The 25859-nt window shown below is 51.4% G+C and carries 25 protein-coding genes and 2 riboswitches; of the genes, 16 read left to right on the forward strand and 9 right to left on the reverse strand.

The genetic code is table 11. The features are described from left to right. Positions 1 to 7 precede the first annotated feature (7 nt). A complete protein-coding gene (locus LKE13_RS01025; RefSeq protein ID WP_227947827.1) occupies positions 8 to 1765 on the reverse strand; it encodes a tetratricopeptide repeat protein in 1758 nt (585 codons plus the stop codon). Between the two features lie 123 nt (positions 1766 to 1888). Beyond that, positions 1889 to 3538 carry an electron transfer flavoprotein-ubiquinone oxidoreductase gene (locus tag LKE13_RS01030; protein WP_227947828.1) on the reverse strand — a complete coding sequence of 550 codons (1650 nt, stop codon included), beginning with the start codon at positions 3536 to 3538 and terminating at the stop codon, positions 1889 to 1891. 324 nt (positions 3539 to 3862) lie between these two features. Between LKE13_RS01030 and LKE13_RS01035 the strand changes: the two genes are divergently transcribed. The 4 genes from LKE13_RS01035 (at position 3863) to LKE13_RS01050 (ending at position 7511) form a co-directional block, all read left to right on the forward strand. Then, positions 3863 to 4663 (forward strand): uracil-DNA glycosylase, encoded by an 801-nt coding sequence (locus tag LKE13_RS01035; protein ID WP_227947829.1) that lies wholly within the window; start codon positions 3863 to 3865, stop codon positions 4661 to 4663. Between the two features lie 111 nt (positions 4664 to 4774). Next, complete coding sequence (locus LKE13_RS01040; protein WP_227948843.1) at positions 4775 to 6508, forward strand: lytic transglycosylase domain-containing protein; 1734 nt, start codon at positions 4775 to 4777, stop codon at positions 6506 to 6508. Then, a complete protein-coding gene (gene moaB, locus LKE13_RS01045) occupies positions 6495 to 7043 on the forward strand; it encodes a molybdenum cofactor biosynthesis protein B (protein WP_227947830.1) in 549 nt (182 codons plus the stop codon). Before LKE13_RS01040 ends, moaB begins: the two co-directional genes overlap by 14 nt. A 108-nt stretch (positions 7044 to 7151) precedes the next feature. Continuing rightward, positions 7152 to 7511 (forward strand): PilZ domain-containing protein, encoded by a 360-nt coding sequence (locus LKE13_RS01050; protein ID WP_227947831.1) that lies wholly within the window; start codon positions 7152 to 7154, stop codon positions 7509 to 7511. A gap of 71 nt (positions 7512 to 7582) precedes the next feature. On the opposite strand, the gene LKE13_RS01055 is transcribed toward LKE13_RS01050, so the two are convergent. Beyond that, complete coding sequence (locus LKE13_RS01055) at positions 7583 to 8269, reverse strand: hypothetical protein (protein WP_227947832.1); 687 nt, start codon at positions 8267 to 8269, stop codon at positions 7583 to 7585. A 120-nt stretch (positions 8270 to 8389) separates the two neighbouring features. Between LKE13_RS01055 and LKE13_RS01060 the strand changes: the two genes are divergently transcribed. The 4 genes from LKE13_RS01060 to LKE13_RS01075 all read left to right on the forward strand — a co-directional run bounded on the left by LKE13_RS01060 (position 8390) and on the right by LKE13_RS01075 (position 11775). Then, positions 8390 to 9484 (forward strand): PA0069 family radical SAM protein, encoded by a 1095-nt coding sequence (locus LKE13_RS01060; RefSeq protein WP_227947833.1) that lies wholly within the window; start codon positions 8390 to 8392, stop codon positions 9482 to 9484. Between the two features lie 26 nt (positions 9485 to 9510). Then, a complete protein-coding gene (locus tag LKE13_RS01065; RefSeq protein WP_227947834.1) occupies positions 9511 to 10128 on the forward strand; it encodes a ribonuclease HII in 618 nt (205 codons plus the stop codon). Between the two features lie 107 nt (positions 10129 to 10235). Beyond that, the gene (locus LKE13_RS01070; RefSeq protein ID WP_227947835.1) at positions 10236 to 11321 is read left to right on the forward strand and encodes a site-specific DNA-methyltransferase; all 1086 of its coding nucleotides are present in this window, start codon (positions 10236 to 10238) and stop codon (positions 11319 to 11321) included. A gap of 37 nt (positions 11322 to 11358) precedes the next feature. Next, a complete protein-coding gene (locus LKE13_RS01075; protein ID WP_227947836.1) occupies positions 11359 to 11775 on the forward strand; it encodes an EF-hand domain-containing protein in 417 nt (138 codons plus the stop codon). On the opposite strand, the gene mutY is transcribed toward LKE13_RS01075, so the two are convergent. Further along, a complete protein-coding gene (gene mutY, locus LKE13_RS01080; protein WP_227947837.1) occupies positions 11759 to 12850 on the reverse strand; it encodes an A/G-specific adenine glycosylase in 1092 nt (363 codons plus the stop codon). The two genes, LKE13_RS01075 and mutY, sit on opposite strands and share 17 nt — an antisense overlap. 70 nt (positions 12851 to 12920) lie before the next feature. Between mutY and LKE13_RS01085 the strand changes: the two genes are divergently transcribed. From LKE13_RS01085 to LKE13_RS01120, 8 genes are all read left to right on the forward strand, one after another. After that, positions 12921 to 13439, forward strand: coding sequence for a DUF721 domain-containing protein (locus tag LKE13_RS01085; RefSeq protein ID WP_227947838.1), 519 nt, complete (start codon positions 12921 to 12923; stop codon positions 13437 to 13439). A gap of 67 nt (positions 13440 to 13506) precedes the next feature. After that, a complete protein-coding gene (locus tag LKE13_RS01090; RefSeq protein ID WP_227947839.1) occupies positions 13507 to 14181 on the forward strand; it encodes a DsbA family protein in 675 nt (224 codons plus the stop codon). A gap of 22 nt (positions 14182 to 14203) precedes the next feature. Continuing rightward, positions 14204 to 17662 (forward strand): chromosome segregation protein SMC, encoded by a 3459-nt coding sequence (gene smc / locus LKE13_RS01095; protein ID WP_227947840.1) that lies wholly within the window; start codon positions 14204 to 14206, stop codon positions 17660 to 17662. A gap of 161 nt (positions 17663 to 17823) precedes the next feature. Next, complete coding sequence (locus tag LKE13_RS01100; RefSeq protein WP_227947841.1) at positions 17824 to 18141, forward strand: AtpZ/AtpI family protein; 318 nt, start codon at positions 17824 to 17826, stop codon at positions 18139 to 18141. Positions 18142 to 18203: 62 nt separating this feature from the next. After that, positions 18204 to 18941: a F0F1 ATP synthase subunit A gene (locus tag LKE13_RS01105; protein ID WP_227947842.1), complete on the forward strand. Its 738-nt coding sequence runs from the start codon at positions 18204 to 18206 to the stop codon at positions 18939 to 18941. 52 nt (positions 18942 to 18993) lie between these two features. Continuing rightward, a complete protein-coding gene (locus LKE13_RS01110; RefSeq protein WP_161313699.1) occupies positions 18994 to 19218 on the forward strand; it encodes a F0F1 ATP synthase subunit C in 225 nt (74 codons plus the stop codon). A 56-nt stretch (positions 19219 to 19274) separates the two neighbouring features. Continuing rightward, positions 19275 to 19766 carry a hypothetical protein gene (locus LKE13_RS01115; RefSeq protein ID WP_227947843.1) on the forward strand — a complete coding sequence of 164 codons (492 nt, stop codon included), beginning with the start codon at positions 19275 to 19277 and terminating at the stop codon, positions 19764 to 19766. Beyond that, positions 19766 to 20251 (forward strand): ATP F0F1 synthase subunit B, encoded by a 486-nt coding sequence (locus LKE13_RS01120; RefSeq protein WP_227947844.1) that lies wholly within the window; start codon positions 19766 to 19768, stop codon positions 20249 to 20251. Before LKE13_RS01115 ends, LKE13_RS01120 begins: the two co-directional genes overlap by 1 nt. A gap of 139 nt (positions 20252 to 20390) precedes the next feature. Here LKE13_RS01120 and gcvPB read toward each other — a convergent pair whose 3' ends face one another. From gcvPB to LKE13_RS01145, 5 genes are all read right to left on the reverse strand, one after another. Next, positions 20391 to 21974 carry an aminomethyl-transferring glycine dehydrogenase subunit GcvPB gene (gene gcvPB / locus LKE13_RS01125; protein ID WP_227947845.1) on the reverse strand — a complete coding sequence of 528 codons (1584 nt, stop codon included), beginning with the start codon at positions 21972 to 21974 and terminating at the stop codon, positions 20391 to 20393. Continuing rightward, positions 21974 to 23317, reverse strand: a complete 1344-nt coding sequence (gcvPA, locus tag LKE13_RS01130) for an aminomethyl-transferring glycine dehydrogenase subunit GcvPA (protein ID WP_227947846.1) — start codon at positions 23315 to 23317, stop codon at positions 21974 to 21976. Before gcvPA ends, gcvPB begins: the two co-directional genes overlap by 1 nt. Beyond that, entirely contained in the window at positions 23314 to 23691 is a 378-nt protein-coding gene (gcvH, locus tag LKE13_RS01135; protein WP_227947847.1) for a glycine cleavage system protein GcvH, read from the reverse strand. The genes gcvPA and gcvH overlap by 4 nt, the downstream gene beginning before the upstream one ends. A 21-nt stretch (positions 23692 to 23712) precedes the next feature. Then, a complete protein-coding gene (gene gcvT / locus LKE13_RS01140; RefSeq protein WP_227947848.1) occupies positions 23713 to 24822 on the reverse strand; it encodes a glycine cleavage system aminomethyltransferase GcvT in 1110 nt (369 codons plus the stop codon). Between the two features lie 62 nt (positions 24823 to 24884). Continuing rightward, a riboswitch (glycine riboswitch) is annotated at positions 24885 to 24978 on the reverse strand. A 3-nt stretch (positions 24979 to 24981) separates the two neighbouring features. Continuing rightward, positions 24982 to 25072: riboswitch (glycine riboswitch) on the reverse strand. A 68-nt stretch (positions 25073 to 25140) separates the two neighbouring features. After that, positions 25141 to 25707: a hypothetical protein gene (locus tag LKE13_RS01145; RefSeq protein ID WP_227947849.1), complete on the reverse strand. Its 567-nt coding sequence runs from the start codon at positions 25705 to 25707 to the stop codon at positions 25141 to 25143. Positions 25708 to 25859: the final 152 nt, after the last annotated feature.

Here is a 25859-nt window from a genome sequence, read left to right on the forward strand (position 1 = left end):
CGCCCGATTATTTCTGGGCCTTGATATCATCCTTAAGACCGGATTTCAGCTTTCCCTTGATGATCGGAATCTGATCTTCTGCAGGGTCGAGCCAGAGCGCCCGCTGCCACTGATAGCGCGCTTCCTCCCGGCGGCCAACGCGCCAATAGGCATCGGCAAGATGATCCGTAATCGTCGGATCCGCGGCCTCCAAAGAGACGGCCTTTTCCAGTTGCACCACCGCATCATCAAATTCGCCAAGCCGATAATAAAGCCATCCCAAGCTGTCTATAATAAAGCCGTCACGGGGGCGCAGTGAGACTGCCTTAATCAACATATCCTTGGCCTGCTCCAGATTTTCATTTCTGTCCACCCAGGAATATGCCAGATAGTTGAGAACTTGCGGATGATCAGGCCGAAGCTCAAGTGATTTCAAAAGATCGGCCTGTGCAAGCGCCCATTGCCCGGACTGTTCGTAAGCAATTCCCCGCGCATAGTAGAGCGACCAATGCCGCTCCTGAAGTTCTGGAAGCCGTTCAATCGCACGACCGTAGTTGCGCGCCGCCTCGTTCCAATCTTTCGAATCCCGGCTGACGTCCGCAAGAACGACCAGCGCCTCAATGTCTTCCGGATAGCCGGCGGCAACCGCCTCAAGCCGATCCTTCGCCTCGTCTGTACGGCCAAGACGATACGCGACCCAGCCGGTTCGAATCCGTGCATTCTTGCCATAGGCAGAATTGGGGTTAATCTCACTATAAAGATCAAACGCTTCCTGCCATTTATTCCTATCTTCCGCAGTTTCCGCTAGTAACATCCGCCCCATTGGAAAATCCGGTTTTAACTGAAGTGCGAAATAGATATAAGTCGCCGCGACACCGACAGCGCGTTCTTGCCCTATAATTGAGGCGGCGCTGTAAAGAGCTTCCGCCGCGCCTTCAATCGGGTCTCTTGCAATCGGTGTGATAGGTCGCCCTGCCTCGAGTTCGGCGAGTTCAAGCTGGATTGTCGGGCTCAACGGATACTTTTCGAGATAGGCGTCAAAGAGTTTCTTGACTTCATCCCGCCGACCTGTGCGATCGAGATATGCCCCATAGGACTGCACCAAACGAACGGCCCGACCGGAAGGTCCGGTGAGCGCCGCCTCATAATTCACATCCGCCAAATTCTGGTCGCCAGACAAATCACTTAGCAATGCCGCCTGATACTGCTTGAGTGCTTCAAACCCATTATACTTATCGAGAGCATTGAGTTCAGCGAGCGCCCCGTCCGTATCCCCCTGCCCCAACTTTATCCAGGACATAAGCAATGGTTTTAACAGAACGTTGAAGCCATTCTCAGCCGTTTTTTCCAAATTGTCGCGAGCCTGGGCGTAGTTCTTCTGGCCGAGTGCGTTAATTGCCAAAACAAGATCGGCTGTTGAACTATCTTCATCCAGCTCGATTACCTTCGGTGCAAGTGCAATTGCCCGTTTTATATCTCCCTTGGAGAGTGCGGCCTGCAATGCAATATTCAAAAGAATTCCGTCATCGCCCCGCTCGCTCAACGCATCTTCGAAATATTCAAGGGCGACTGCAGAGTCTTGCTCACGAAGGGCTTCACGGCCCGCCAGATATTCGCCAAAATATGACGAAGGGAACATCTCTGCCGTGCCGCCAGCGTCCTGAAAAGAATCTGGTAGAGATTGACGTTCGCTTGAGGCGCTGCTCGCGGCACAAGCCCCCAACGCCGCCGTCAGAATAAAACCGCCGATAACCAGTTTGAACTTGTTCACGCCCGCGCTCGCCATTTCTGTTAATTTACCTTTACGTTTTTGATCCGACGCATGGTTCGCCGGGAAAGCCACATTTCCATAGTATGTAGGGCGTTCCCAACTAGCATGAAACAAATTTCCAGAAATTCGGGCTAATTTTTACATATTCGGATAGTTTGGCCCGCCGCCGCCTTCTGGAACAACCCAGTTGATATTCTGCGTCGGGTCCTTGATATCACATGTTTTGCAATGAACGCAGTTCTGGGCGTTTATCTGCAGGCGCGGATTTGATCCGTCATCATCGGTCAAGAATTCATAAACGCCGGCAGGACAAAACCGCTGTTCCGGCCCGGCATACTCAACATAATTTATAGAAACCGGAACGCTGTCATCCTTCAATGTGAGATGGATCGGCTGATCTTCTTCATGATTGGTATTCGAGAGGAATACCGATGATGGTTTATCGAATGTGTATACACCGTCATATTTCGGATAGTCGATTTTTTTGCAATCCTTCGCCTTTTTCAGGGCCGAATGATCATCATGATGCTTGAACGTCCAAGGCGTCCTACCCCCCAGAATTTTGAGATCCAGCCCTGTATAGAGAGTTCCGGCAAGCAACCCCCATTTAAAGGCCGGCCGGCTATTGCGAACACGATAAAGCTCGTCATAAACCCAAGATTTTTTATAAAGCGCTGGATATGTATCCAGTACTTTGGCCGGAGCCTCCGCATTCAGTTTCATTTCGGCGACAATGGCCTCCGCGGCCATCATCCCCGACTTCATCGCGGTATGAGATCCCTTGATCTTCGGCACATTCAGGAAACCGGCGGTGCAGCCAATCAAGGCGCCGCCTGGGAAAACAAGTTCCGGCACTGATTGAAAGCCACCTTCGTTAATTGCTCGCGCGCCGTAAGAAATACGTTTACCGCCCTTCAGCATTTCCTTCATCATCGGATGGGTCTTGAACTTCTGGAACTCATCGTAAGGTGACAAATATGGATTTTCATAATCAAGTGCGACGACATAGCCGACATAGGCCTGATTGTTTTCCAGATGATAGACAAAGGAACCGCCATATGTGTTACGGTCAAGCGGCCAACCGAAGCTGTGGAAAATCTGGCCTTCCTTATGCTGCTCAGGATCCAGCTCCCACAATTCCTTGATCCCAATACCGAAAGTCTGCGGGTCGCAGTTTTCACGAAGGTTGAATTTTTCAAACAGAGTTTTGGTCAGTGAACCGCGCACGCCTTCCGCAAAGAGGGTGTATTTGGCGTGTAGTTCCATCCCCGGCTCATAGGAGCCCTTATGCTCACCGTCGCGACCAACGCCCATATCACCGGTGGCGACGCCTTTAACACTGCCATCCTCGTGATAGAGAACCTCTGCGGCTGCAAATCCCGGATAAACCTCGACTTCCATCGCTTCAGCCTGTTCCGCAAGCCAACGACAGAAATTGCCAAGGCTGATGATATAATTGCCATGATTATGTAGCTGTTTCGGTAGCAGGAAGTTCGGGAAGCGGAGTTCGCTCGATTCTGTCATGAAGAAGAATTTCTCTGACTTGACCGGCGTATTGAGCGGTGCGCCCTTTTCCTTCCAGTCCGGAATCAACTCATCCAATGCTCGGGTTTCAAACACATTACCCGAGAGTATATGAGCCCCAATCTCTGAGCCTTTCTCAAGAACGCATACCGAAATGTCAATGCCGGCCTCGGCACTGAGCTGGCGCAACTTTATTGCCGCAGATAGCCCAGCCGGGCCACCGCCGACAATAACAACATCAAACTCCATAGATTCGCGTTCCATCAAAAGCCTCTTCTTGCCTTTCCGACTAATTATCAGCCGTTATTTATCATTGAACCGATGCCTTGCGCAAAGGGACCCCCTTTACCCAAATCCAGCAGATTTACTCCCGACACTATATTTTTTTTATTGCGCGTCAATCCCGATTGAGATGGATTACGGCGGTTTCCGGCCATTTAAAACGAAGCATTCAAGATAATACATCGCTAAACGCAGCGACGAACAGGAATACGGCGCACATGCGATCCAAAGGATATTTTCCTTTCACATCAAAAATCTTTCACCCGCCATCTTCTCGAAACGGAAAAAGGGCTGCTATGATATGGCATGCAATCTGAAATTGACATGGCGGCATTGCTCCGCTTCTATCTCGACGCGGGGGTAACGGAAACGATTGGCGAAGAGCCGGTTAATCGCTATCAATTAGCCGCGCAACAACCATTATCCTCAGAATCACCCTCCGTCTGCCCGACGCCCACTGTCAAAACCAACCATCTGAAACCCGCCGCTCAAAACGCGCCGATCCCTACCCTCGCCGAAGGGGTTCGTGAGGCACAGGAACTAGCCCTCAATTGCGAGAACCTTGAGGCGCTTCGGCAAACAATTGAAAATTTTGAGCATTGTTCACTAAAAAAGCTGGCGAGCCATACCGTATTTGCCGAGGGCACCCCTGGCGCAAAGCTGATGATCATCGACCGGCAACCATCCAGTGATGAAGATCGGAGCGGGCTCCCGTTTTCCGGTTCCGCCGGACAACTACTCGATAAAATGCTGGCAGCTATCGGCCTTGAACGTGATGAAGTCTATCTTGCGAGTGCGATCCCCTGGCGACCACCGGGGGGACGAACCCCGACGGATGAAGAACGCGCTCTTTGCCTGCCCTTCGCTCTCCGCCATATTGAGCTTGCCAAACCCACCTGTGTTCTGGCCTGCGGAGAAGCCGCCGGACACCTGCTGGACCGCAAAACAGGTATCAACAAACTCCGCGGCAAATGGAATGATTTGCAAATTGGGGAAGTTCGCGCAAAAATGCTGCCGACTTTTCATCCGGCCTTTTTAATTGACCAACCAGGTGCAAAAAAACTTGCCTGGGCGGACCTACTCAGTCTGAAGGCAGAAATGGAATAAAAACAATAACCTTTTCCTAACGGGTTGAACTTACCCTGTGGATCACACTTTATTTTTGTTGTCTGGCCTATGAAGCATTTCCCCAGATTGATCGCCGCGATAGCATTTGTGATGTCCGCCCTAGTGATGACGGGGCCGATCGCCGTGGCAGGCACAGTGCCTTCCGTTCTATCGCCTACAGACATAGAAAGATATCAAGAGATATTTGTCTTGCAGGAACAGGGTAAATGGAAGAAGGCCGACGCGCTGATAAAATCACTTTCGAACAATATTCTTATTGGCCATGTCAGATTCCAGCGGTACATGCACCCAACTAAGTACCGCGCAAACTATGAAGAACTTCACCTATGGATGAAGGCCTATTCTGACCATCCAGGAGCGTATCGCCTATATAAGCTCGCAAAGAGTCGCCGGCCTAAAGGGTGGAAACCTCTACCCGAGGCACTTCATGGCCGCTATCTCGGAGGAACTGGCCCAGGGCAGCCCGTTTTCCTCTCGCGCTCCTATAAAAGCAAACGCAAAAGATCGGCGCAAACGCGCAATGATGTCGCCCATGCCAAGCGTGCCGTAAAGCAATATCTCTATCGAGATCAGCCGACCAAAGCCGCGAAATTTCTTCGCCAGAAAAAGATCCGGAAGCTTCTTGATCAAGTAGAACTTGACCAACTTCGAGAAAGAATCTCGAAAAGCTATTTTTTATATGCGCGCGATGAACAGGCGATTGAGTTCGCCGAAGCCGCTCTCAAAAACTCCCGCAAATATGTTCCTCTCGCGGATTGGACGGCCGGGCTCGCCGCATGGCGCCTAGGTCGAATTGACAAAGCCGCCGAACATTTTGCCGCATTGGCAGAAGTCAGCCGGATTTCGGACTGGAATTACACTGCCGCCAACTGGTGGGCATCGCGCGCGTACCTGAAACTTGGGAGCCCGGAAAAAGCATATCTTTTCCTAGAACGGACGGCGAGCCAGCCGCGCACGTTTTATGGTTTGCTTGCGCTGCGTCAGCTTGGGATCGAAAAACCGTTCAGTTGGGATTTGCCAACGCTGACGTCAGAGCAAATTTCATGGTTGATGAAAATCCCATCCGCCAAACGCGCCGTTGCCTTAAGTGAGATCGGGCAATATGATCTCGCAGCACAGGAGTTGAGGGCCGCTTTTCCGAGCGCAAATGACAAGCTAGCGCCTATGCTACTGGCACTTTCCGAGCAAATCGGTGCGCCCTCTGTTGCTATGCGCATTGGGCTCTTTCTTTGGGAAAATGAAGACAAGCCTTGGGACGCCGCGATTTACCCAATGCCGAAATGGTCGCCGAAGAATGGCTTCAAGGTGGACCGCGCCCTACTCTACGCCTTTATGCGTCAGGAATCCGGCTTTTACTCTCTGGCGCGAAGTGGAGCCGGGGCAAAGGGCCTTATGCAGATCATGCCGTCGACGGCGAGCTATCTTTCCGGTGACCGATCGCTTCGTAACAAAAACAACAAGAAGCTATTTGACCCGGCCTTTAATCTGGAACTCGGTCAGAAATACCTGACCTATCTAATGAAATATAAAGATGTCGACACCAATCTCTTCAATCTTACTGCGGCCTATAACGGAGGCCCCGGAAATCTGAAGAAATGGAAGTCAGAAACCAAATATAATGATGATCCACTCTTTTTCATTGAAGCAATGCCAAGCAAGGAAACCCGGAATTTTATAAAAAGGGTTTTGACAAATTTCTGGATATACCGTCATCGTATGGGACAGGATCTACCCGCGCTTGATCAGATTGCGCAGGGTGAATGGCCTGAATATCAACCCCTTGATCGCTGGGAAAACGAGGTCGCAGATAATGCCCGGAATTGACACATCCCGTCCCTTTATCAAAGTACGGATCGCTGTGCTGACCGTATCCGACAGTCGGGGTCTGGCAGAGGATAAGTCGGGCCAGACACTTGTAGACCGCCTGGAAGCGGCGGGGCATACGCTCGCCGACAGGCAGATTGTTCGCGACGAGATTGCCGATATCCAGAATATTGTTAATCAATGGCTTGTTGATGATAATGTCGATGTGGTGATCTCAACCGGCGGCACCGGCGTAACCGGGCGTGACATAACACCGGAGGCTTTCGGGGCACTCTATGAAAAAGAAATCCCGGGCTTTGGAGAACTCTTTCGCATGTTGAGCTATCAGAAAATCGGCACCTCAACAATTCAGTCCCGTGCAAGTGCTGGCGTCGCGCGCGGCACCTATCTATTTGCGCTTCCGGGTTCAACCGGGGCAGTGAAGGATGCGTGGGACGATATTCTTGTCCACCAACTTGATTACCGTTTCATGCCCTGTAATTTTGTCGAACTGTTCGATCGTCTACAGGAACATGAAAAGCGATCGAAAAGCTGAACTGATTGATCTGAAAATCGAATTTTCAACCAAAAGGAAACTCAATTTTAATTTTTCGTTTGCTAAAATGTTGCAGGATTTGCCCTCAAACAGAATCTAGAAATTAAAATGAAACGAGTTTTTATAACTACAGGTTACCGTGGCCATAACCGCAAAGACCATCGCTTTGAGGTGCCGAAGCTTCATCTCACGTTAGGAACGCATGAGTTCGCTACTTATGACTGGAGCCTTGGCGGATTTCGCATAGATGATTTTGCGGGACGCCCGCCAGTCGGGGAGAAGGTGTTTGTCCGAAAGATTGCCTACGATACGGATAGAACCGCGCCAACCAATTCCGTTGCCGTCGTCACACGTGTTCTGCTCGGGAAGAATCAAGTTGCCTTCAGCTTTAACAAGCTGGATGAGGCGGCATATGATTTTCTGGAAAAAGCCAGTATGCACCGCCTAAGCCAGTTGGCAAAAGGGTAGCCTGTATCAACGGAGCAGCGCGAAAATCTTCGGTAGAAATATTCGCACCGCCCTTGATGGACAGGCATGCATCAAACGGGTCTCCAGTAGCCACTTTGTGACAAGCAGGACTCTTCCACACTTGTTGTTGTCCGTCCGCGATAGGTGAGTGTTTGCCTGTATTGCTTGCAGAGATTGCCATAGGCGTCATACCCCTTTCGAAGGATGGCAATACTTCCGCTCCGCCCGCCGTCGCGCCATGACGTAATATGCCCGACTGGCCTATCCAATGCCGTGTATAAAGCCTGATGATGATGCTCAATCTGGCGCGCGGTCAGCTCGACCACAAAGCGCACATTTATAAATGGCCAATAGATTTCGCGGTAGGGGTGATGGCCGTAGTAACGCGGTGCGTATGCGGGTTTCACATAGACATATTTTGGCCGGTACGAATGATAGGAATGCTTCTTGGATTGAGACTGATATTTCGGTGAAACATAAATAACCCTTTTCGGCGATGCGTAGACTACCTTCGTCCCATGCCGCTTTGAAGACGCCGTCCTGTGAGCTTGTCTATTTTTGGAATGTTGAGGGCCATAGGTGATATTCTGCCCGACATTGGCCGAGCCTTTATTCCCTTTGCTGTAAACTAAAGTACTCTGCCCCTTTGATCCCTTGGAGGCGGAGCCATGCTTACCGCTCTGCCAGCTATCCGCTTGCGCGATGGAAACACCACCTATCATTATCGCTCCAAGCAGGAGAGTTCCGAATTTTTGCATCTTCCTGTTCCTTCCTCGTTGCTGGTTTCTTATTTATACGTCCAGCATTTCAGATCCGGTCGCATCACTATTCATTATTATGTTCTTGTTTTGTTCTTTTTGGTTCGATATATTGACCATATGCTAGACAATCAGATCATCCCATTTGATAAAAACAGACGGCATGGGCGCGGCGCAACTGCCAACCCAGACGGACGGTTTGAGATTGTCGAACGGGATTTCATTGATGATGGCTGGGCACCTGCTGAGCAGGACGATACAGACCGTTTGAAAACGACGGTTACGATTGAGCGGCCAAAATCCATTCTCAGCCGGAATATGTCACCGGACCTTCCTTTTGACCGATCTGTTAACGCCTATCGGGGTTGTGAGCATGGATGCATTTATTGTTATGCCCGACCAAGCCATGGCTATATGAATCTCTCTGCCGGGCTCGATTTTGAAAGCAAGCTATTTGCAAAGCCGAACGCGGCGGAGTTGCTGGCCGCCGAGATATCCCGTCCCTCCTATCAATGTAAACCCATCGCTCTCGGCACAAACACTGACCCTTATCAACCGATTGAGAGAAAGCTTAAAATCACACGGGAGATTATCCAACTGTTGGCCGAGACGAGGCATCCCTTCACGATCACAACAAAATCCGATCTTGTGTTGCGGGATCTTGATATTCTGGCTCCGTTGGCAAAGGACAACCTTGTTTCCGTTGGTATATCGGTGACCACACTCGACAGAAACTTAGCCCGTGTTATGGAGCCAAGGGCAAGCGCCCCGCATAAACGTCTCGCCGCAATCGAGGCGTTAAGCAAGGCTGGAGTTAAGACTTTAGTTCAGGCCTCCCCCATTATTCCGGGCCTTAACGATCATGAACTAGAACGCATTTTGATGGAATGTAGAGACAAGGGTGCGGAAAGTGCAATTTATCTCCTTCTGCGGTTACCGATGGATGTTGCGGGTCTCTTTGAGAACTGGCTTTGGGAAAATTTTCCGGACAGAGCCGCACGGGTGATGAAGCTTGTCCGTTCTACCCGAGGCGGGAAGGATTATTATGCAGAATTCGGAAAACGGATGGTCGGAACCGGTCCCTATGCGGCACTTATCAACAAGAGATTTCGTCTTGCCTGTCAGCAACTCGGGTTTGAGGGCAGTAAGTATAGCCTTGCAACCGACCTTTTCATGAAACCGGGCCGCGACAAGCGACAAATGAATTTATTTTAGGTCGAAGTGCATGTTATTGAAGGGATATGAACCGCCCTATCCCAACATACCCGGATTTATCGTTTGAATTGCTTGAAACAGGTCGGGTTGTCGGCATTGATGAAGTTGGTCGCGGCCCATTTGCTGGCCCGGTGGTTGCCGCTGCGGTCATTCTTGATCAAAACAACATCCCGGATGGTATGCAGGACAGCAAAAAACTCTCAAAAGCGAAGCGCGAAGAACTTTATGGCGCCATCTACGAATCCGCAGTTGTCGGCATCGGAGAAGCCAGCGTTCAGGAAATTGATACGCATAATATTCTTGGAGCAAGTCTGATTGCCATGCGCCGCGCAATGGAGGCCCTTCCTTTCCGTCCCGATGTCGCTCTAGTCGATGGAAACAGGGACCCGAAACTAGGCATTCCGACGCACCTAATTGTCAAAGGCGATGGCCGTTCTCTCTCCATTGCGGCTGCTTCGATAGTGGCAAAAGTAACACGAGACCGGAAAATGTGTACTCTTGCGGAGACGTATCCGCACTACGGATGGGAGAAAAATGCCGGATATGGCACGGCGGAGCACCGCAAGGGATTGCGTGATTTTGGCATCACACCACAACATAGGCGAAGTTTTGCGCCTATCCGCGCGCTCATTAGTGATGATTAAGCGAAAGTTCAGAATTATTCTCTAACATACTGATTCAACAAAATATATTGACGTAGCGAATCGGCCGAATCAGTATATTCACATTGAATAATTACAGAATAATATGAATGACCCAAAAACAGAAGCTACCACTTGATCAAATTTTAAAGGGCGACTGTATCGACTTGATGAACAGTCTGCCGGAAAATTCCGTGGACATGATTTTCGCGGATCCGCCCTATAACATGCAGCTTTCCGGCGAGTTGAGGCGCCCCGATGACAGCTTTGTTGACGCTGTGACGGATCACTGGGATCAGTTCGACAGCTTTGCCGCCTATGATGATTTCACACGTGCCTGGCTGGCTGCGGCGAAGCGTGTACTGAAAGACAACGGAACGCTATGGGTGATCGGATCCTATCATAATATTTTCCGTGTTGGCGCCAGCCTGCAGGACCTCGGCTTCTGGGTCTTGAATGATGTCATCTGGCGCAAGACTAATCCGATGCCGAATTTTCGCGGCACCCGCTTCACTAACGCGCATGAAACATTGATTTGGTGCTCCAAAGGACAGGAAGCGAGAAATATCACTTTCAATTACGATGCGCTTAAAGTCATGAATGACGACATACAAATGCGCTCTGACTGGCATTTGCCAATTTGCAGCGGCGGGGAGCGACTGAAAGTTGAGGGCGAAAAGGCCCATACGACGCAGAAGCCGGAATCATTACTCTATCGTGTGCTAACGGCGGCCTCGAACCCAGGCGATGTCATCCTGGACCCGTTTTTTGGTACCGGGACCACCGGTGCGGTTGCCCACAAGCTAGGTCGACACTATATCGGGCTGGAACGGGAGGAAAAATACATTGCCGTCGCCAAGGAGCGTATCCGAAAGGTAAGCCAGCTCCCCGCCGACGATCTGGAATTTACCCGTAGCAAGCGTCAAGAACCGAGAATTCCCTTCGGCTCTGTTGTTGAAAGAGGGTTATTATCCGCAGGACAAATCTTGTTTGACGCGCGGAAACGGTATAAAGCAAAGGTACGTGCGGACGGAAGTCTGGTTGCTTCTGATGTATCGGGCTCCATCCATAAAGTAGGCGCTCAATTACAAGGCGCCAGCAGTTGCAACGGCTGGACTTTCTGGCATTTTGACGCAGAAGGGAAAGCAGTCTCCATCGACGTACTCCGACAGCAAGTACGAGCGGAAATGAACTGAGGGGTCCCCGCGCCCCTTCAAATTGGAAAGGGACGCAATGAACAGACTTTCTTTAGCGATTATCTTGGGCGGCACTCTGACTATGGCAATCAGCCTCCCTGCATTATCCTATGAAGAATCCCGTTTTCTTGGCATGGATAGAGATGCGGATGGCGCCATCTCACAGGCCGAAACAGAAGCCTATCGCGAGCGCCTGTTCAAGGAATATGATCTTAATTCCGACGGTAAGGTCGAGTATGAGGAATATATTCAGGCAGAAAGCCTCCGCTCTGTTACCGCGCCGGCCCACTCCGAAGTTCCCGTTCCTGATGAATATAAAGAGATGGACACCAACGGGGACACAATTGTTACCTTGAAGGAGATCAAAGCCGCCGGTGTTGTGCGTTTTAATAAGCTCGACAAAAATGCCGACGGGAAGGTATCGAAAGACGAATTCGTCAGTCCCGGTCTTTAATCACGATCCGCGCAACCTTGGTCATCAGGGTTGGTAGGGCGTAGCGGCCAAACTCTCTCGGCTCAGCCCATTGACCGTGCGGCAAAACAAACTTGTCCATTTCCTTGATTGAAATAACAACGGGCTGCAGTTCTAAATGGAAATGCGTGAAAGTATGACGAACCATAGCTTTCTCTGTGATTCGGTTCTCCCGCTTCTGAAAGTCGTTTGAGAAAAAGTTTTTGATAGCCGTCTCTACGGGAATTGTTTCCTCCTGCCACTCAGTTGAGGGGAACTCCATCATGCCTCCAAGCAGTCCCTTCTCCTCCCGTCGGCGGAGAAAAACAAAACCATCCTCCCGCTCCAGCCAGAAAATCACAGCACGCCGCGTTGGCTTTACTTTCTTTGGTGCTTTGACTGGATACCGCTCCATATCTTCTGCCGTTCGCGCATTACAAAAATCAGCCACAGGACATATCACACAAGTCGGGGCACGCGGGGAGCAGATCGTCGCACCTATATCCATGAGGGCTTGCGCATAGTCTCCAGCACGCTGCAAGGGAGTAAGTTCCGCCGCACGTACCGTTATTTTCTTTTTTGCCGCTGGAAGTGGCATGTCGATGCGGTACAGGCGGCTGACTATCCGCTCAATATTCCCATCGACAACAACTTCAGACTTATCAAAGGCAATCGCCGCGATCGCCGCCGCTGTATAGGGGCCGATGCCCGGAAGTGAAAGAAGCTGGTCCCTATCCTTCGGAAAATGCCCGTTAAATTCTTCGGATATGGCGATTGCACATTTATGAAGATTGCGCGCACGCGCATAATAACCAAGACCGGCCCAAGCCGTGAGGATATCATCCAGCGGTGCGGCGGCCATGTCATGGACAGTTGGCCAAAGCGTTAGGAATTTATCAAAGTAAGGACCAACGGTTACCACAGTCGTCTGCTGTAGCATGATCTCGCTCAACCAGACATGATACGGGTCCGGGCGCTCTCCGGGCGGGCTTCTCCAGGGCAACCGGCGGGCGTGTTTATCATACCAATTGAGGATGGCAGTAGAAAAAGACTTTTGTGACAGCTTTTGTTCGATCATATTGCTACTCGTTATGGCGAAGTTTATATCCTGAGGCAATGCGAAGTTTCCAGGATGGATAAGGGGCAAGGTGAGACAAGCAAAGGGAAGGGCCGGACCACGCGCGATCGCTAGCCTTGTTGGGAAATCCTCAAAAGCAGCGCTGGTTAAGCGCGGCTTCGCTCAGGCCGATATCTTGACCCACTGGCCCGCCATTGTTGGCCCGAATCTCGCGAATTTTTCAAGCCCAGAGAAACTCACCTATTCGCGGCAAGGCAACAAGGATGCGACGCTTCGCATCCGCGTCGCGCCAGGTTGGGCACCGGAGTTTCAACATTTTGAACCTCTGGTAATAGAGCGAATCAATAGCTTCTTCGGATACAGGGCTATCTCTCGGCTACAATTGATTCAGGCCCCCGTAAAAAAGCCTGAAGTTAGAAAATCAGCCCCGCCCCTCCCCCTTACGGACTCCCAGAAAATCTGGATTGAGACAATACTTACCGATATTACCGAGCCAGATCTTAGAAAGCGGTTAGAAAGCGTGGCCACATCAATGTTGAGCGCGCGAAATAAGACACAAAGCGGTGATGATCCCGATACGGCCAGTTAACCCCTATAAAATATCTATTTTCCTATTATGTTGCGATAAATCGCAGGAATCGATTGAGGATTAAAGAATGAAAAGTTATACTAACACCACATATAGTAGGAAAGACGGTAAATTGGCTATTTCTCGGCGACATTTTGTAGCAGCAGGCAGTGCCCTGCCCTTTGCGGCCACAGTCGCAGCAGGGATTTTAGCGCCGCGTGAAGCGCAGGCCGCAAAACCGCAGATTCTGGAAAGCGACCATGTTCTCGGATTTCCGACAGCTCCCGTGACAATTATTGAATATGCTTCGCTAACTTGTGGCCATTGCGGCAATTTCCACAAACACACATTTGGTGATCTCAAGAAAGATTATATCGATACGGGTAAAGTGAAATTTGTGTATCGTCATTTTCCGCTTGACCGTTTTGCCTTCATAGCGGCGATCCTCTCAGAATGTACCGAGGATGACAGTAAATTCTTCGCTATGATCGACGTGCTTTTTGAACAGCAAGACAATTGGACACGGCAGGAAGATCCTGCGCTCGCCCTCATCGAACTTGGTTCAAAAAATGGAGTCGCCCTAGAAGAATTTGTGACTTGCCTGACTAATCAAGAATTGATTGATGCGATAGCGTCCGAGAGTCTGATCGGATCCTCCCAATTCGGGGTCTCATCAACGCCGACACTCTTTATTCAAGGCGAGAAATATGAGCAAAACAGAAGCTTTGAAGCTCTGGACAACTATCTGAAGACATTAACGTAGATTACCAGGTGATGGAGAGGCTGTGAAGTTTTCGCACTTACGACTGTCAGGGTTTAAATCCTTTGTAGAACCGACGGAACTTCTGATCAAAGACGGCCTCACCGGCATTGTCGGCCCGAACGGCTGTGGCAAATCGAATCTTGTCGAAGCCTTGACATGGGTTATGGGCGAAACATCCGCGCGCAATTTGCGCGGCGGTGCCATGGACGACGTAATTTTTGCCGGCACAACCTCACGCCCCCCGCGCAATGCGGCAGAAGTCACCCTTGGACTTGATAATCGAGAGCGAACGGCCCCCGCCTCTTATAACGATTCGTCGGAGCTTGATGTCTCACGCCGTATTAGACGCGAAACAGGATCGGATTATCGAATCAACGGGAAAGTCGCCCGCGCTCGCGATGTACAGCTTCTCTTTGCGGATCTTGCGACTGGCGCTCATTCTACAGCAATCGTCAGTCAAGGACGCGTTGGCGCGCTCATTAACGCCAAACCGAAAGAACGTCGTCACTTGCTTGAAGAAGCCGCCGGAATTTCGGGGTTGCATTCCCGCCGACATGAGGCCGAGCTTCGCCTGAATTCAGCGGAGACCAATCTTGAGCGCGTTGACGATGTGATCGAACAGCTTGAAGTGCAGCTCGGCAATCTGAAACGCCAAGCACGGCAGGCAAACCGCTATCGTAATATTTCGGGCCATATTCGCAAGACAGAAGCATTACTCCTCTTTCGCAAACATCAGCAAGCACAGGCGAAAGCGGCCGAAGCCCGTGAAAAATATGAGCAGGCTGTCATGGCTGTTAATGAACTGACCCGTCAGGCGGCCACCGCAGAATCGGCAACATTGCGCGCAAATGAGGCCTTAAAGCCTCTCCGCGATGCTGAAGCCGCCGCAGCCTCAGCAGTTCATCGGCTAACCGTTGCCCGTGAAAGTCTGGACGCGGAAGAAGAGCGAGCCAAACGGACAAAGCAACAGCTTGAAGACCGTAAAAGCCAGATATCGCATGATATGGTCCGGGAGAAGGATCTCGAGAAAGATTCGGCGGAGGCAATTGCCCGTCTCGAAGAAGAAAAGTCAGTATTAAAAAGAGAGACGGAAACTGCGGGGCCGCGCGCAGAAGCCTTGCTTGCCAAGGTGAACGAAAAGGCTACCTCACTTCAGGAGCTGCAATCCGCGTTTGATACAAAAACAGAAACTGTCGCAGCCCAACTTGCGGAACGCAACAGCCTTATTCAGCAGATTGAGACTGCAACAGCACAACTTGGAAAGATAAAGGCGCGGCTCGAAGATCTGGATCGGGAAAAAGCGACGCTGCAGGAAAAAATAGAGGCGGATGGTGGTGCCACCTCATCCGCATCATTGCAGGAAAACATCATATCATTAAACGATCTTAATACGGCGTGTGATGAGGCAGAAATACTCCGTCAGGCCGCAGATGGCGCTGAGCGGGAGGCCAGAGAGAAAGTCAAACTCGCCGAACGCGACGTCACCACGCTGGAGACGGAAGAGCGCACCCTCTCCCGCCTGCTGGAAAGTTCTAGTGATGGTGAATGGCCCGGTATTATCGAGGAATTGACGGTTTCCAAGGGCTATGAAATGGCGCTTGGTGCTGCGCTCGGTGACGAATTGGAAGCACCCGCAGATGATGCCGCCTCCGCATACTGGCAAACGCTGGAAGGCTCGGCAAATTCCCAGAATTTCAAGGGCGGCGCTGAGACGCTTGATCAATTTGTAAAAGGGCACCCGGCGCTCAAAGCCCGTCTCTCGCAGATTGCCGTGATTGACGCCAAAGACGGCCCGGCAATGCAAAGCGATCTGAAGCCAGGCCAGCGTCTTGTCACCCGTAATGGAGACCTCTGGCGCTGGGATGGCTTTACGCGCAAGGCCGGCGCAAAGACCGCTGCTGCGGCCCGGCTTGAACAACGGAACCGCCTGGAGGAGATTGCAAAAGATCTTGCGAAAAAGCGCGATACCCTCGCCAACGTCACGAACGATCTGAAAGGCTGCTCAGATTTGCTTGGTAATGCGACCGAAAAGGTGAAAAATCTCCGGCGGCAGCTGCGGGAGCAGGAGCAGGAACTTTCCAAGCTACGGGCTGCGAACGCAGAAGAAATAAGGCAAAACGCCGCGCGGCAGTCTCGACTCACCTCTTTGCAGGAAAATATTTTCGAACTCTCATCAGAGCAAGAAGCACTTGTGGAAAGTCTTGCAGCCAAGCAGCAACTTCTTGATCGTCTTCCGGATATGGAAGGCAGCCGTGCCGAGATCGAAACGGTGCGGGCAAGCCTTCATGAAAAACGGGACGAACTTGCCGTGATGCGGAGCGAATCGGATCGCGTGGAGAGAGAAGCCGCAACCCGCCGTGACCGTCTTGCTGCGATCGATAGGGAGGTCATAGGCTGGATTGAACGCAACAAAAACATGGCCGCTCATTTTGTGCAACTTGAAATGCGCTTCAAGGACACATCAGAAGAACTCGCAGAGATCGAGAGCAAGCCCGAAGAGATTGCGACCAAGCGCAACAACCTGATGGATGAGGTTGCACGGGCTGAAGGACAACGCAATGGCGCACGCGATAAGCTGGCAGAGGCCGAATCGATCCTTTCAGAATGTGATGCCGCCCTTAAAAAATGTCAGGATGCACTGGCAACTTGCCGTGAGGAACGGGTACGCCATCAGTCTGATGTGGAGCATATGACGGAAGTCTTGAAAGGGCTAGCCGAACAAGTCCGAGAGAAATTGGAATGTTCACCGGACCAGATCAAAGCTGCAGGTGGCATCGAAGAAAACGAGGAAATTCCGCCCGTTGACGATAGCGAGCGCAAGCTGGACCGGTTGAAGCGGGAGCGAGATAATATGGGCCCTGTCAATCTCCGGGCCGAAATTGAGGCCGCAGAAGTAGAGGAGCAACTCACCACCTTGACGAATGAGCGTGAAGATTTGCTCGCGGCTATCGCCCGGCTTCGACAAGGAATATCAGGCCTCAACCGCGAAGGCCGGGAACGCCTGCTTGCAGCCTTCACCAAAGTTGATGAACATTTCCAGCATCTCTTCAAGCAAGTGTTTGGCGGTGGTCAGGCTCACCTGACCCTGACGGAATCAGACGATCCGCTTGCCGCAGGTCTTGAGATTATGGCGAGCCCCCCCGGCAAGAAGCTTCAGCTCATGTCACTTCTATCCGGTGGGGAGCAAGCACTAACGGCGGTTGCCCTTCTTTTCGCGGTGTTCCTGACCAACCCCGCGCCGATTTGTGTCCTCGACGAAGTGGATGCACCGCTTGATGACGTCAATGTGGAGCGCCTTTGTCATCTTCTGGACAGCATCGCCCAAAACTCCGAGACACGGTTTTTGGTGGTTACCCATCACCCGATCACAATGGCGCGCATGGATCGCCTGTTTGGCGTAACCATGGCAGAGCGCGGAATTTCGCAACTTGTTTCGGTCGATCTTGAGCAGGCCAAGGAGATTACCGAAAACGCAGCCTAGTGGCACTTCTCCTACTCTTTTGGTCGATGGCAATAAACAATCATGAATGTGGCGAAAAAGCCGTGTGTAAGGTCTTGACACTCCGGGGGGCAGACCGTATGTTTCCCGCGCTTTCTGTGGGGGTTGATGGGCAGCATAGTGCATTCCATCGGGAGACGCGAATGAGTAAACCTGAACCTCCCTCGAAAGAAGAATTTAGAGCTCGGCTTAAAAAGGCGCAGCAACAACAGGAACAGGCTTCCTGGAACCGCAGCGACTTGAAGGTAGAGCGAAACAGCTCAGCCGGCAGGGCATGGCGACTATCCGTTGAGATGGTTGCTGCGTTGCTGGTTTGCGGCTGGATTGGTTGGTTGCTCGACAAGTGGTTGGACACGAAGCCTTGGTTAATGCTGGTATTTTTGATTGTCGGTGCCGTTGTTGGTCTATACAACGTTATTAAAGTCGGCAAGCGCATGAATGACAGCGCGAATGAGGAATAGATATCCGGTAAGTGGCTGGATATTCTGGAACAAGTTGAAACAGTTAAGACGGGAACAGCATCGTGGCGTCAGAACATAGCCCTCTTGCACAATTTGAAATCAAGCGCCTGGTTGAATGGAACGTAGGTGGCCTTGACGTCTCTTTTACGAATGCTTCGCTGTTCATGGTTATCGCAATCGCAGCAATCACACTTTTTCTGACATGGAGTATGCGCGGGCGGGCCATGGTGCCGGGCCGCATGCAGTCTATGGCGGAAATCAGCTATGAATTCATCGCCAATATGATCAAGGACAATGTGGGGTCGGACGGACGCAAGTATTTCCCGTTCATCTTCACCCTGTTCATGTTTGTGCTGTTCTGTAACCTGCTCGGGATGATCCCTTACACATTTACGGTTACCAGCCAGATCATTGTTACCTTTGCATTGGCCGCGCTTGTATTTGTTGGTGTGACGGTTATCGGGATTGTCCGTCATGGCTTCAAGTTCCTGACGTTCTTCGTCCCCAGCGGCGTACCGGTTGTCTTGCTGGTCATTCTGGTGCCGATTGAGGTCATCTCCTATTTCGTTCGCCCCATCAGCCTCTCTGTTCGTTTGTTCGCTAATATGCTGGCCGGACATACGCTGCTGAAAGTGTTTGGCGGATTTGTTGTCAGCCTCGGGATTTATCTCGGATGGCTTCCCCTCGGGTTTATCGTTGTTCTGACAGGCTTGGAATTCCTAGTCGCATTTTTGCAGGCCTATGTGTTTGCCATTCTGTCATGCCTCTATCTTAACGATGCGCTTCACCTGCATCATTGAGTATTAGTTAATCTTCAACATTGGTTGTTCTTGATTTAGAAGGAAGAATATTATGGAATTAGAAGCCGCAAAGATGATCGGTGCCGGCCTTGCGACTATCGCACTTGCAGGTGTGGGTGTGGGTATCGGAAATATCTTCGGATCTTACGTTTCTGGCTCTCTACGCAATCCGGCTGCTGCTCCGAAAGTTTTCGGTAACGTGCTGCTCGGCTTTGCCCTGACAGAAGCTGTTGCGCTGTTCGCGCTGGTTATCGCATTCCTGATCCTGTTCGGTTAATCAACCTTTCTCATATTTGAGAAATTGGGTCGATAGGATTGGATTAAGGAACCGGTATGCCGCAACTTAATATTGCAGACTTCCCACCGCAGCTTGTATGGCTCGCGATTTCATTCGTCATTCTCTATATTTTGATGGCGAAGCTCGCGATTCCAGGCATTTCAGAAGTACTGGAAAGTCGCCAGAACCGCATTTCTTCGGATCTGGAAGAAGCAAAGCGGCTTAGTGAAGACGCAGATAAGGCGAAAGCCGATTATGAAGAGGCTCTTGCCGAAGCCCGTGCCAAAGCTCACGGCATTGTTTCTGAACTGAAGGCCTCTATGGCCAAGGAGCAGGACGCGAGCAAGGCTGAGTTGGATGCGAAGCTGGCGAAAAAGGCTCAGGCCGCAGAAGCCAGCATTCTTAAGGCTAAGGAATCCGCGCTCAGCCATGTGCGCGAAATTGCGGCCGATACTGCGAAATCTGCAGTAGGCAAGCTCGTTGCCTTCGACGTTTCCGACAAGGATGTGGAGGCCGCGGTCGCCTCCAGTATGAAGGGAGACGCCTGATGCTACATGATCCCGCCTTTTGGGTCGCAGTCGCTTTTGTTGGCTTTCTTGCTGTTCTTGTTTACTTCAAGGTGCCGCCGCTGATTGCCAAGCAGCTTGACGCCCGCGCCGACAAGATTCGTGAAGAGTTGGAAGAAGCCAAGAAACTCCGTGAAGATGCACAGTCGCTCTTTGCGGATTATCAGCGGCGACAGCACGATGCACTGCAGACTGCGGAAGAAATCGTTGCAAGAGCCAAGGAAGATGCGGAAATCCTGCGTAAAGAGAGCGTTCAGGAACTTGAAGCGACCTTGGCACGACGCCAAGAACTTGCAGAAACCAAGATCCGCCAGGCCGAGGAAAAAGCCGTCGCTGAAGTGCAAGGCATCGCTGTTGATGTGGCAATTGCCGCCGCGAGCAAGCTGATGCAGGACGGATTGAAAGGCGATAAGGCCGACGCCTTGATCGACCAATCTATTCAAGGTTTGGAAAAACAGCTCAACTAGAGCCTAATCCGGTTATTTTAGAAAAGCCCCGATATTTCGGGGCTTTTTTTTATTGCTCAAAGTAATCTCCCTCATAGAAGAGACGAAAAAGGCCTCGCCATGAATGACGAGGCCGAGGTATGCAGCAATCTCAGGGAGGCTACGATGCTGCAGATAGAGGCGTTTCTTCCGTTTCCACTGGTGCTGATGGCAGCCATCTCAATACCGGATTACGCGCTGCGCCAGTTTCATCCAGCCGCCGCCGAGGTGCGAAATGCGGCGCACTGAGGAAATAGTCACTCTCTCCCGTCGTTGCCTTATCCAGCAGATGCCGCATGGCCCCGATAAACTGATCCAGAGTTTGTCGTGATTCGCTTTCTGTCGGCTCAATCAGCATGGCTCCGTGAACCACAAGCGGGAAATACATGGTCATCGGGTGATATCCTTCATCGATCATCGCCTTTGCAAGATCAAGTGTCGTCACCCCTGTGCCTTTTAACGTGCTATCGTCAAACAGGGCCTCATGCATACATATGCCTTCAAACGGCGAATGGAGCTTGTCATCTAAGCCTACCCGAATGTAGTTAGCATTAAGGACCGCATCTTCCGCAATCTGACGAAGTCCATCTGCGCCATGGCTCTGCATATAAGCCAGTGCACGGATAAACATGCCCATCTGCCCATGATACCCCTTCATCCGGCCAAAACTTTGAACGGCGGCACCGCTCTTCTGCTCAACAAGATCAAAGCCATTTTCACCATGAGTTACGAAAGGGATCGGCGCGAAAGGTGCTAGGGCTTCAGAGAGAACAACGGGTCCCGAGCCAGGTCCACCGCCGCCATGCGGCGTGGAAAAGGTCTTATGCAGATTAATATGCATCGCATCAACACCAAGGTCGCCCGGACGAACCCGACCAAGAATGGCGTTGAGGTTGGCGCCGTCACAATAGAAGTAGCCACCGACTTCATGCACCATATCGGCAATTTTCTTCACGTCTGTTTCGAACAGGCCGCAGGTATTCGGGTTCGTCAGCATGACTCCGGCGACATCAGGACCAAGCTTGTCGGCGAAGGCGTCAAGATCCATCCGCCCGTCCTTTCGGGCCGGAACCGCATCCACCTTATAGCCGCAAAGCGCCGCCGTTGCCGGATTTGTACCATGAGCCGATTCCGGCACCAAAATGCGTGCCCGGCTCTCTCCGTTCGCTTCATGGGCCGCACGGATGGCCATTACACCACAAAGCTCTCCATGCGCACCAGCGGCTGGGGACATCGCAACCGCTGGCATACCGGTAATTGTCTTAAGCCAATGGGCCAGACTATCAACCAACTCCAAAGCTCCTTGAACGGTGCTTGTCGGCTGCATGGGGTGCAGGTCGCCGAGTCCGGCAAGCCGGGCAACTTTTTCATTGATTCGCGGATTATGCTTCATAGTGCAGGACCCCAAAGGATAAAATCCTGCGTCGATCGCATAGTTTTGTCGGCTAAGCCTGACAAAATGCCGGAGGACCTGTGGTTCCGACAAATCGGGCAGTCCAATGGATCCTTTCCGCTCAATCCCGCCAAGGCGGCTCTTCACGGGCTGTGGGTCGGCCATATCGACACCAATTCTACCCGGAACGCCTTGTTCAAATATCAGAGGTGATTCAAGGTCGAGACCTTTATTTCCAGTATAAGTTTTAAGCGATGTCTCGCCTTCGGAAACTGCCGTCGGTTGCGTCGGGCGTCCTTTATTATTCAGCATTAGAGCACCTCCTTCAACGCAACGACAAATTCATCCATATCCGAAGCCGAGCAAGTTTCAGTCGCCGCGACAAGAAGTAGATTCGTCATCTCCGGGTCATCCGGGATGAGGCGGGACACCGGTACGCCCCCAAGTATGCCCTTCTCACCAAGCTTTTCGACTGCGCTTGCTGCATTCATCGGCAGGCGAAGTGTAAATTCGTTGAAAAAGCTGTCGTTGAGAATCTCCACACCATCGATCACCTCGAGCTTTTCTGCAAGCGTGACGGCCTGTGAATGATTGAGTGAGGCCAGCTTCGTCAAGCCGTTCTCACCTAGAAGGCTCATATGAATCGTAAAGGCAAGGGAGCAGAGGCCGGCATTCGTACAAATATTACTTGTCGCCTTTTCACGGCGGATATGCTGCTCCCGCGTGGAGAGGGTCAGAACGAACCCACGCTTGCCATCCTGATCCACAGTCTGACCGCAAAGCCGACCTGGCATCTGCCGAACAAATTTCTGCCGCGTCGCAAGAAGACCTACATATGGTCCACCGTATGAAAGCGGCACGCCGATTGACTGCCCCTCCCCTGCGACAATATCCGCGCCCATTTCTCCGGGAGATGTGATTGCGCCCAGCGACACCACTTCGTTCACCGCAACAACAAGGAGAGCACCCGAGGCGTGACATTTTTCCGCAAGCACGCTCAAGTCATGAAGTCGACCGAAAAAATCCGGATTCTGTACAACTACACAGGCTATATCCGATCCAATGTGATCGTCGAAACTCTCCTCGCCCGAAACAGCGGATGGTAGATCGATTGTCTCAAACTCGGTAAATTGCAGCGTTGTATGGGTAACATCGCGGTAATGAGGATGCAGATTGCCGGAGATCACCGCCTTTTTTCGCCGTGTCACCCTGCAGGCCATCAAAACAGCCTCCGCACAGGATGTCGCGCCGTCATACATAGACGCGTTCGCGACTTCCATCCCCGTGATCAATGCCACTTGAGTCTGAAATTCGAACAAGGCCTGAAGAGTACCCTGACTGATTTCCGGCTGATATGGCGTATAAGCCGTCAAAAATTCGGAGCGCTGGATAATATGGTCCGCAACAGAGGGAACGTGATGCTGATAAGCGCCTGCTCCCAAAAAACAGGGGACCGAATAGGGCGAGAGATTCTTTGCCGCCAGTTTCCGGAAATTCTTCTCAACCACCATTTCACTTTCATGAAGCGGCAAATCAAGCAAGCCCTCAAGACGGGCTTCTTCCGGGATATCGGTAAAGAGATCGTCAATCGATCCAACACCGATTTTCGTCAGCATTTCATTCCGTTCCCGGTCGGTATGCGGCATATACCTCATTCGTCGAGACCTTCGATAAATGTTTTATAGGCGGCTTCATCCATCAGGTCGTTCAATTCCGCACTATTCGTTACGCGGACTTTAGCAAACCATCCGCCTTTCATAGCATCCTCGTTGACCACGGTTGGCGCGCCTTCCAACTCAGCGTTGACATCAACGATTTCACCGCTCACCGGGGAATAAACTTCTGATGCTGCTTTCACGCTTTCGACTACTGCGAGTTCATCTCCCTTGGTAATTTCATCGCCTACCGTCGGGACTTCGACATAGACCACGTCGCCCAGCTGCCCCTGAGCATAATCGCTGATGCCGATCGTCGCCACGTCGCCTTCGAGCAGCACCCATTCATGATCTTCTGTAAATTTGTAAGACATTCATTACTCTCCAGTGAAAAATTATCCTCGATAATAGCGCTGCTCGACGAACGGCATTTTCGCAACCACGGCGGGGCGAGACTTACCTCTGACAAGCAAATTTATTTTCGTTCCAACGGCTGAAAAATCAAGTGGGACATAGCCCATCGCGATGGGAATTCCAAGGCTGGGAGAAAACCCACCAGACGTAATTTCACCGATGGTCTCTCCCGCTTCATTTGTAATTACCGTATGTTCGCGTGCAGGCGCACGACCTTCAGGTAAAATACCCACGCGTTTCATCGCCGGGTTATTCGCGATGTCGGCCTGAATAATATCCGCACCGGGAAATCCGCCCTCAATGCGGCGGCGCTTGCTGATCGCCCAGATCAAACCGGCCGAGATCGGCGTTGTCACTTCGTTAAGGTCGTGGCCATAAAGGCACAGCCCCGCCTCCAGACGGAGCGAATCACGTGCGCCAAGGCCAATTGGCATTACTTCGGTTTCGTCCAACAGCTTCCGACATATCTCCTCTGCCTGATCATTCGGGATGGAAATCTCGAATCCGTCTTCGCCCGTGTATCCAGAACGGGTCACGAAACAGGGAACACCATCTATTTCAACTTCGCGATAGTTCATAAAAGACATAGCGACGACTTCCGGTGCATACCGCGCGAGGACGTCGACTGCTTTTGGACCTTGCAGAGCGACAAGAGCTCTATCAGTCAGCTCTGTGACCTCAGCCTTACCTGCAAGCCCGCCTGTCAGCAGCGCGATGTCCTGTTCCTTACAGGCGGCGTTCACAACAACGAAGAGATCATTCTCTCGCCGGGTGACGATAAGATCATCCAGAATGCCGCCCTGATCATTTGTGAGAAAGCTATAGCGCATCTCGCCCGCCGAAAGCGCCTGAATATCCCCAGGAATAAGTGCCTCGATAGCTCTCGCAGGATTTTCGCCCGAAATAACCACCTGCCCCATATGGGAAACATCGAAAAGCCCGGCCGCCTCCCGGGTATGCAAATGCTCATTCAGAATACCGGCAGGATATTGCACAGGCATGTCGTAGCCCGCAAACGGCACCATCTTGGCGCCGAGTTCGACATGCAAATTGTAAAGGACGGTTTTTTTCGTCGACGAAGTTTCACTCATAGGACAACCCTGGTTGCGGACAAAAGCCAAATTCTCCAGCAAAAACCCGCTGGATTGACCCCCTCTGTCCTATAACCTGAGAGAATTGACGATGTTGGCAACTGCCATATCGCTTACCCCTTCGGTGAAATTACATACGTAATTTGCTTTCCAGAGTTTCATCCCCCTGCGGTCCGGTTGCCTGAGAGTTTCCGGGGTGGTTGCTCCTTCGGCGATGGCTCATAACGACCATCTCTCCCGCGGGGATCGACTGAATATCCGCGCGATAATAATGTCGATTTAAGAATAGTCAAACAACTATTGGCCTCACGCCCGTAATTAGCTCTGCAATTCCAACTGCTCACGTGTGAGCTGAAATCCGATGATAATTACATAATCCCCCCCGGTCTTAAGGCCGGTCAAGGGGATGCGTTGTTCCAGTTCTTCCTGAACAGTGGCACGACGACGACCTTCCTCAACCTCGACCGGGCTATAGAAAATTTTCTTGGCGATAATCTCGCCCGTTCTTTCCGCTATAGCGACAAAAAAAGGAAATTCCTCTGTCTGGCTGGTCGCAGCCGGTCCCTTGGTCGCCCCTATGCGCAGGATGAGCTCAACAACAACGGCTGTGTCATCGTCCACATACTGGCATTGGCCACTAAATGGGACGATGATGCCTTCAAATTGAACGTCAACAAGGTCGCGCCCCTCCCCTTCACGAAAGATAGTGATGGTCTCTGCACCGGGTAGCACTTCCACCCGTGGGCAGGGAAGTGGTGGTTTAGAGCTGCCGAAAATGCTGAATATATCTGTATCGACACTACCGCTGCAAGCTGATGTAATTAGCAGTGGAACAGTCAGAAAACATGCGCGTAAAGATGTATTTATGAATTTGAGACTAGGCATAATGTTAATGTACCGGCGTATAAGGAACTAAAGAGTATTTTGGACGCTATCGCAAACGGCAAGACACCAGCCTGCATATGTCCAAAGAAATACAGATTTTCGGACGACGGCGCAATTGTTGCCATCATCATTTGAATTTACCTCGCCTAGAT

The sequence above is a fragment of the Sneathiella sp. HT1-7 genome (genome assembly GCF_020731145.1).
Taxonomy (GTDB): Bacteria; Pseudomonadota; Alphaproteobacteria; order Sneathiellales; family Sneathiellaceae; genus Sneathiella.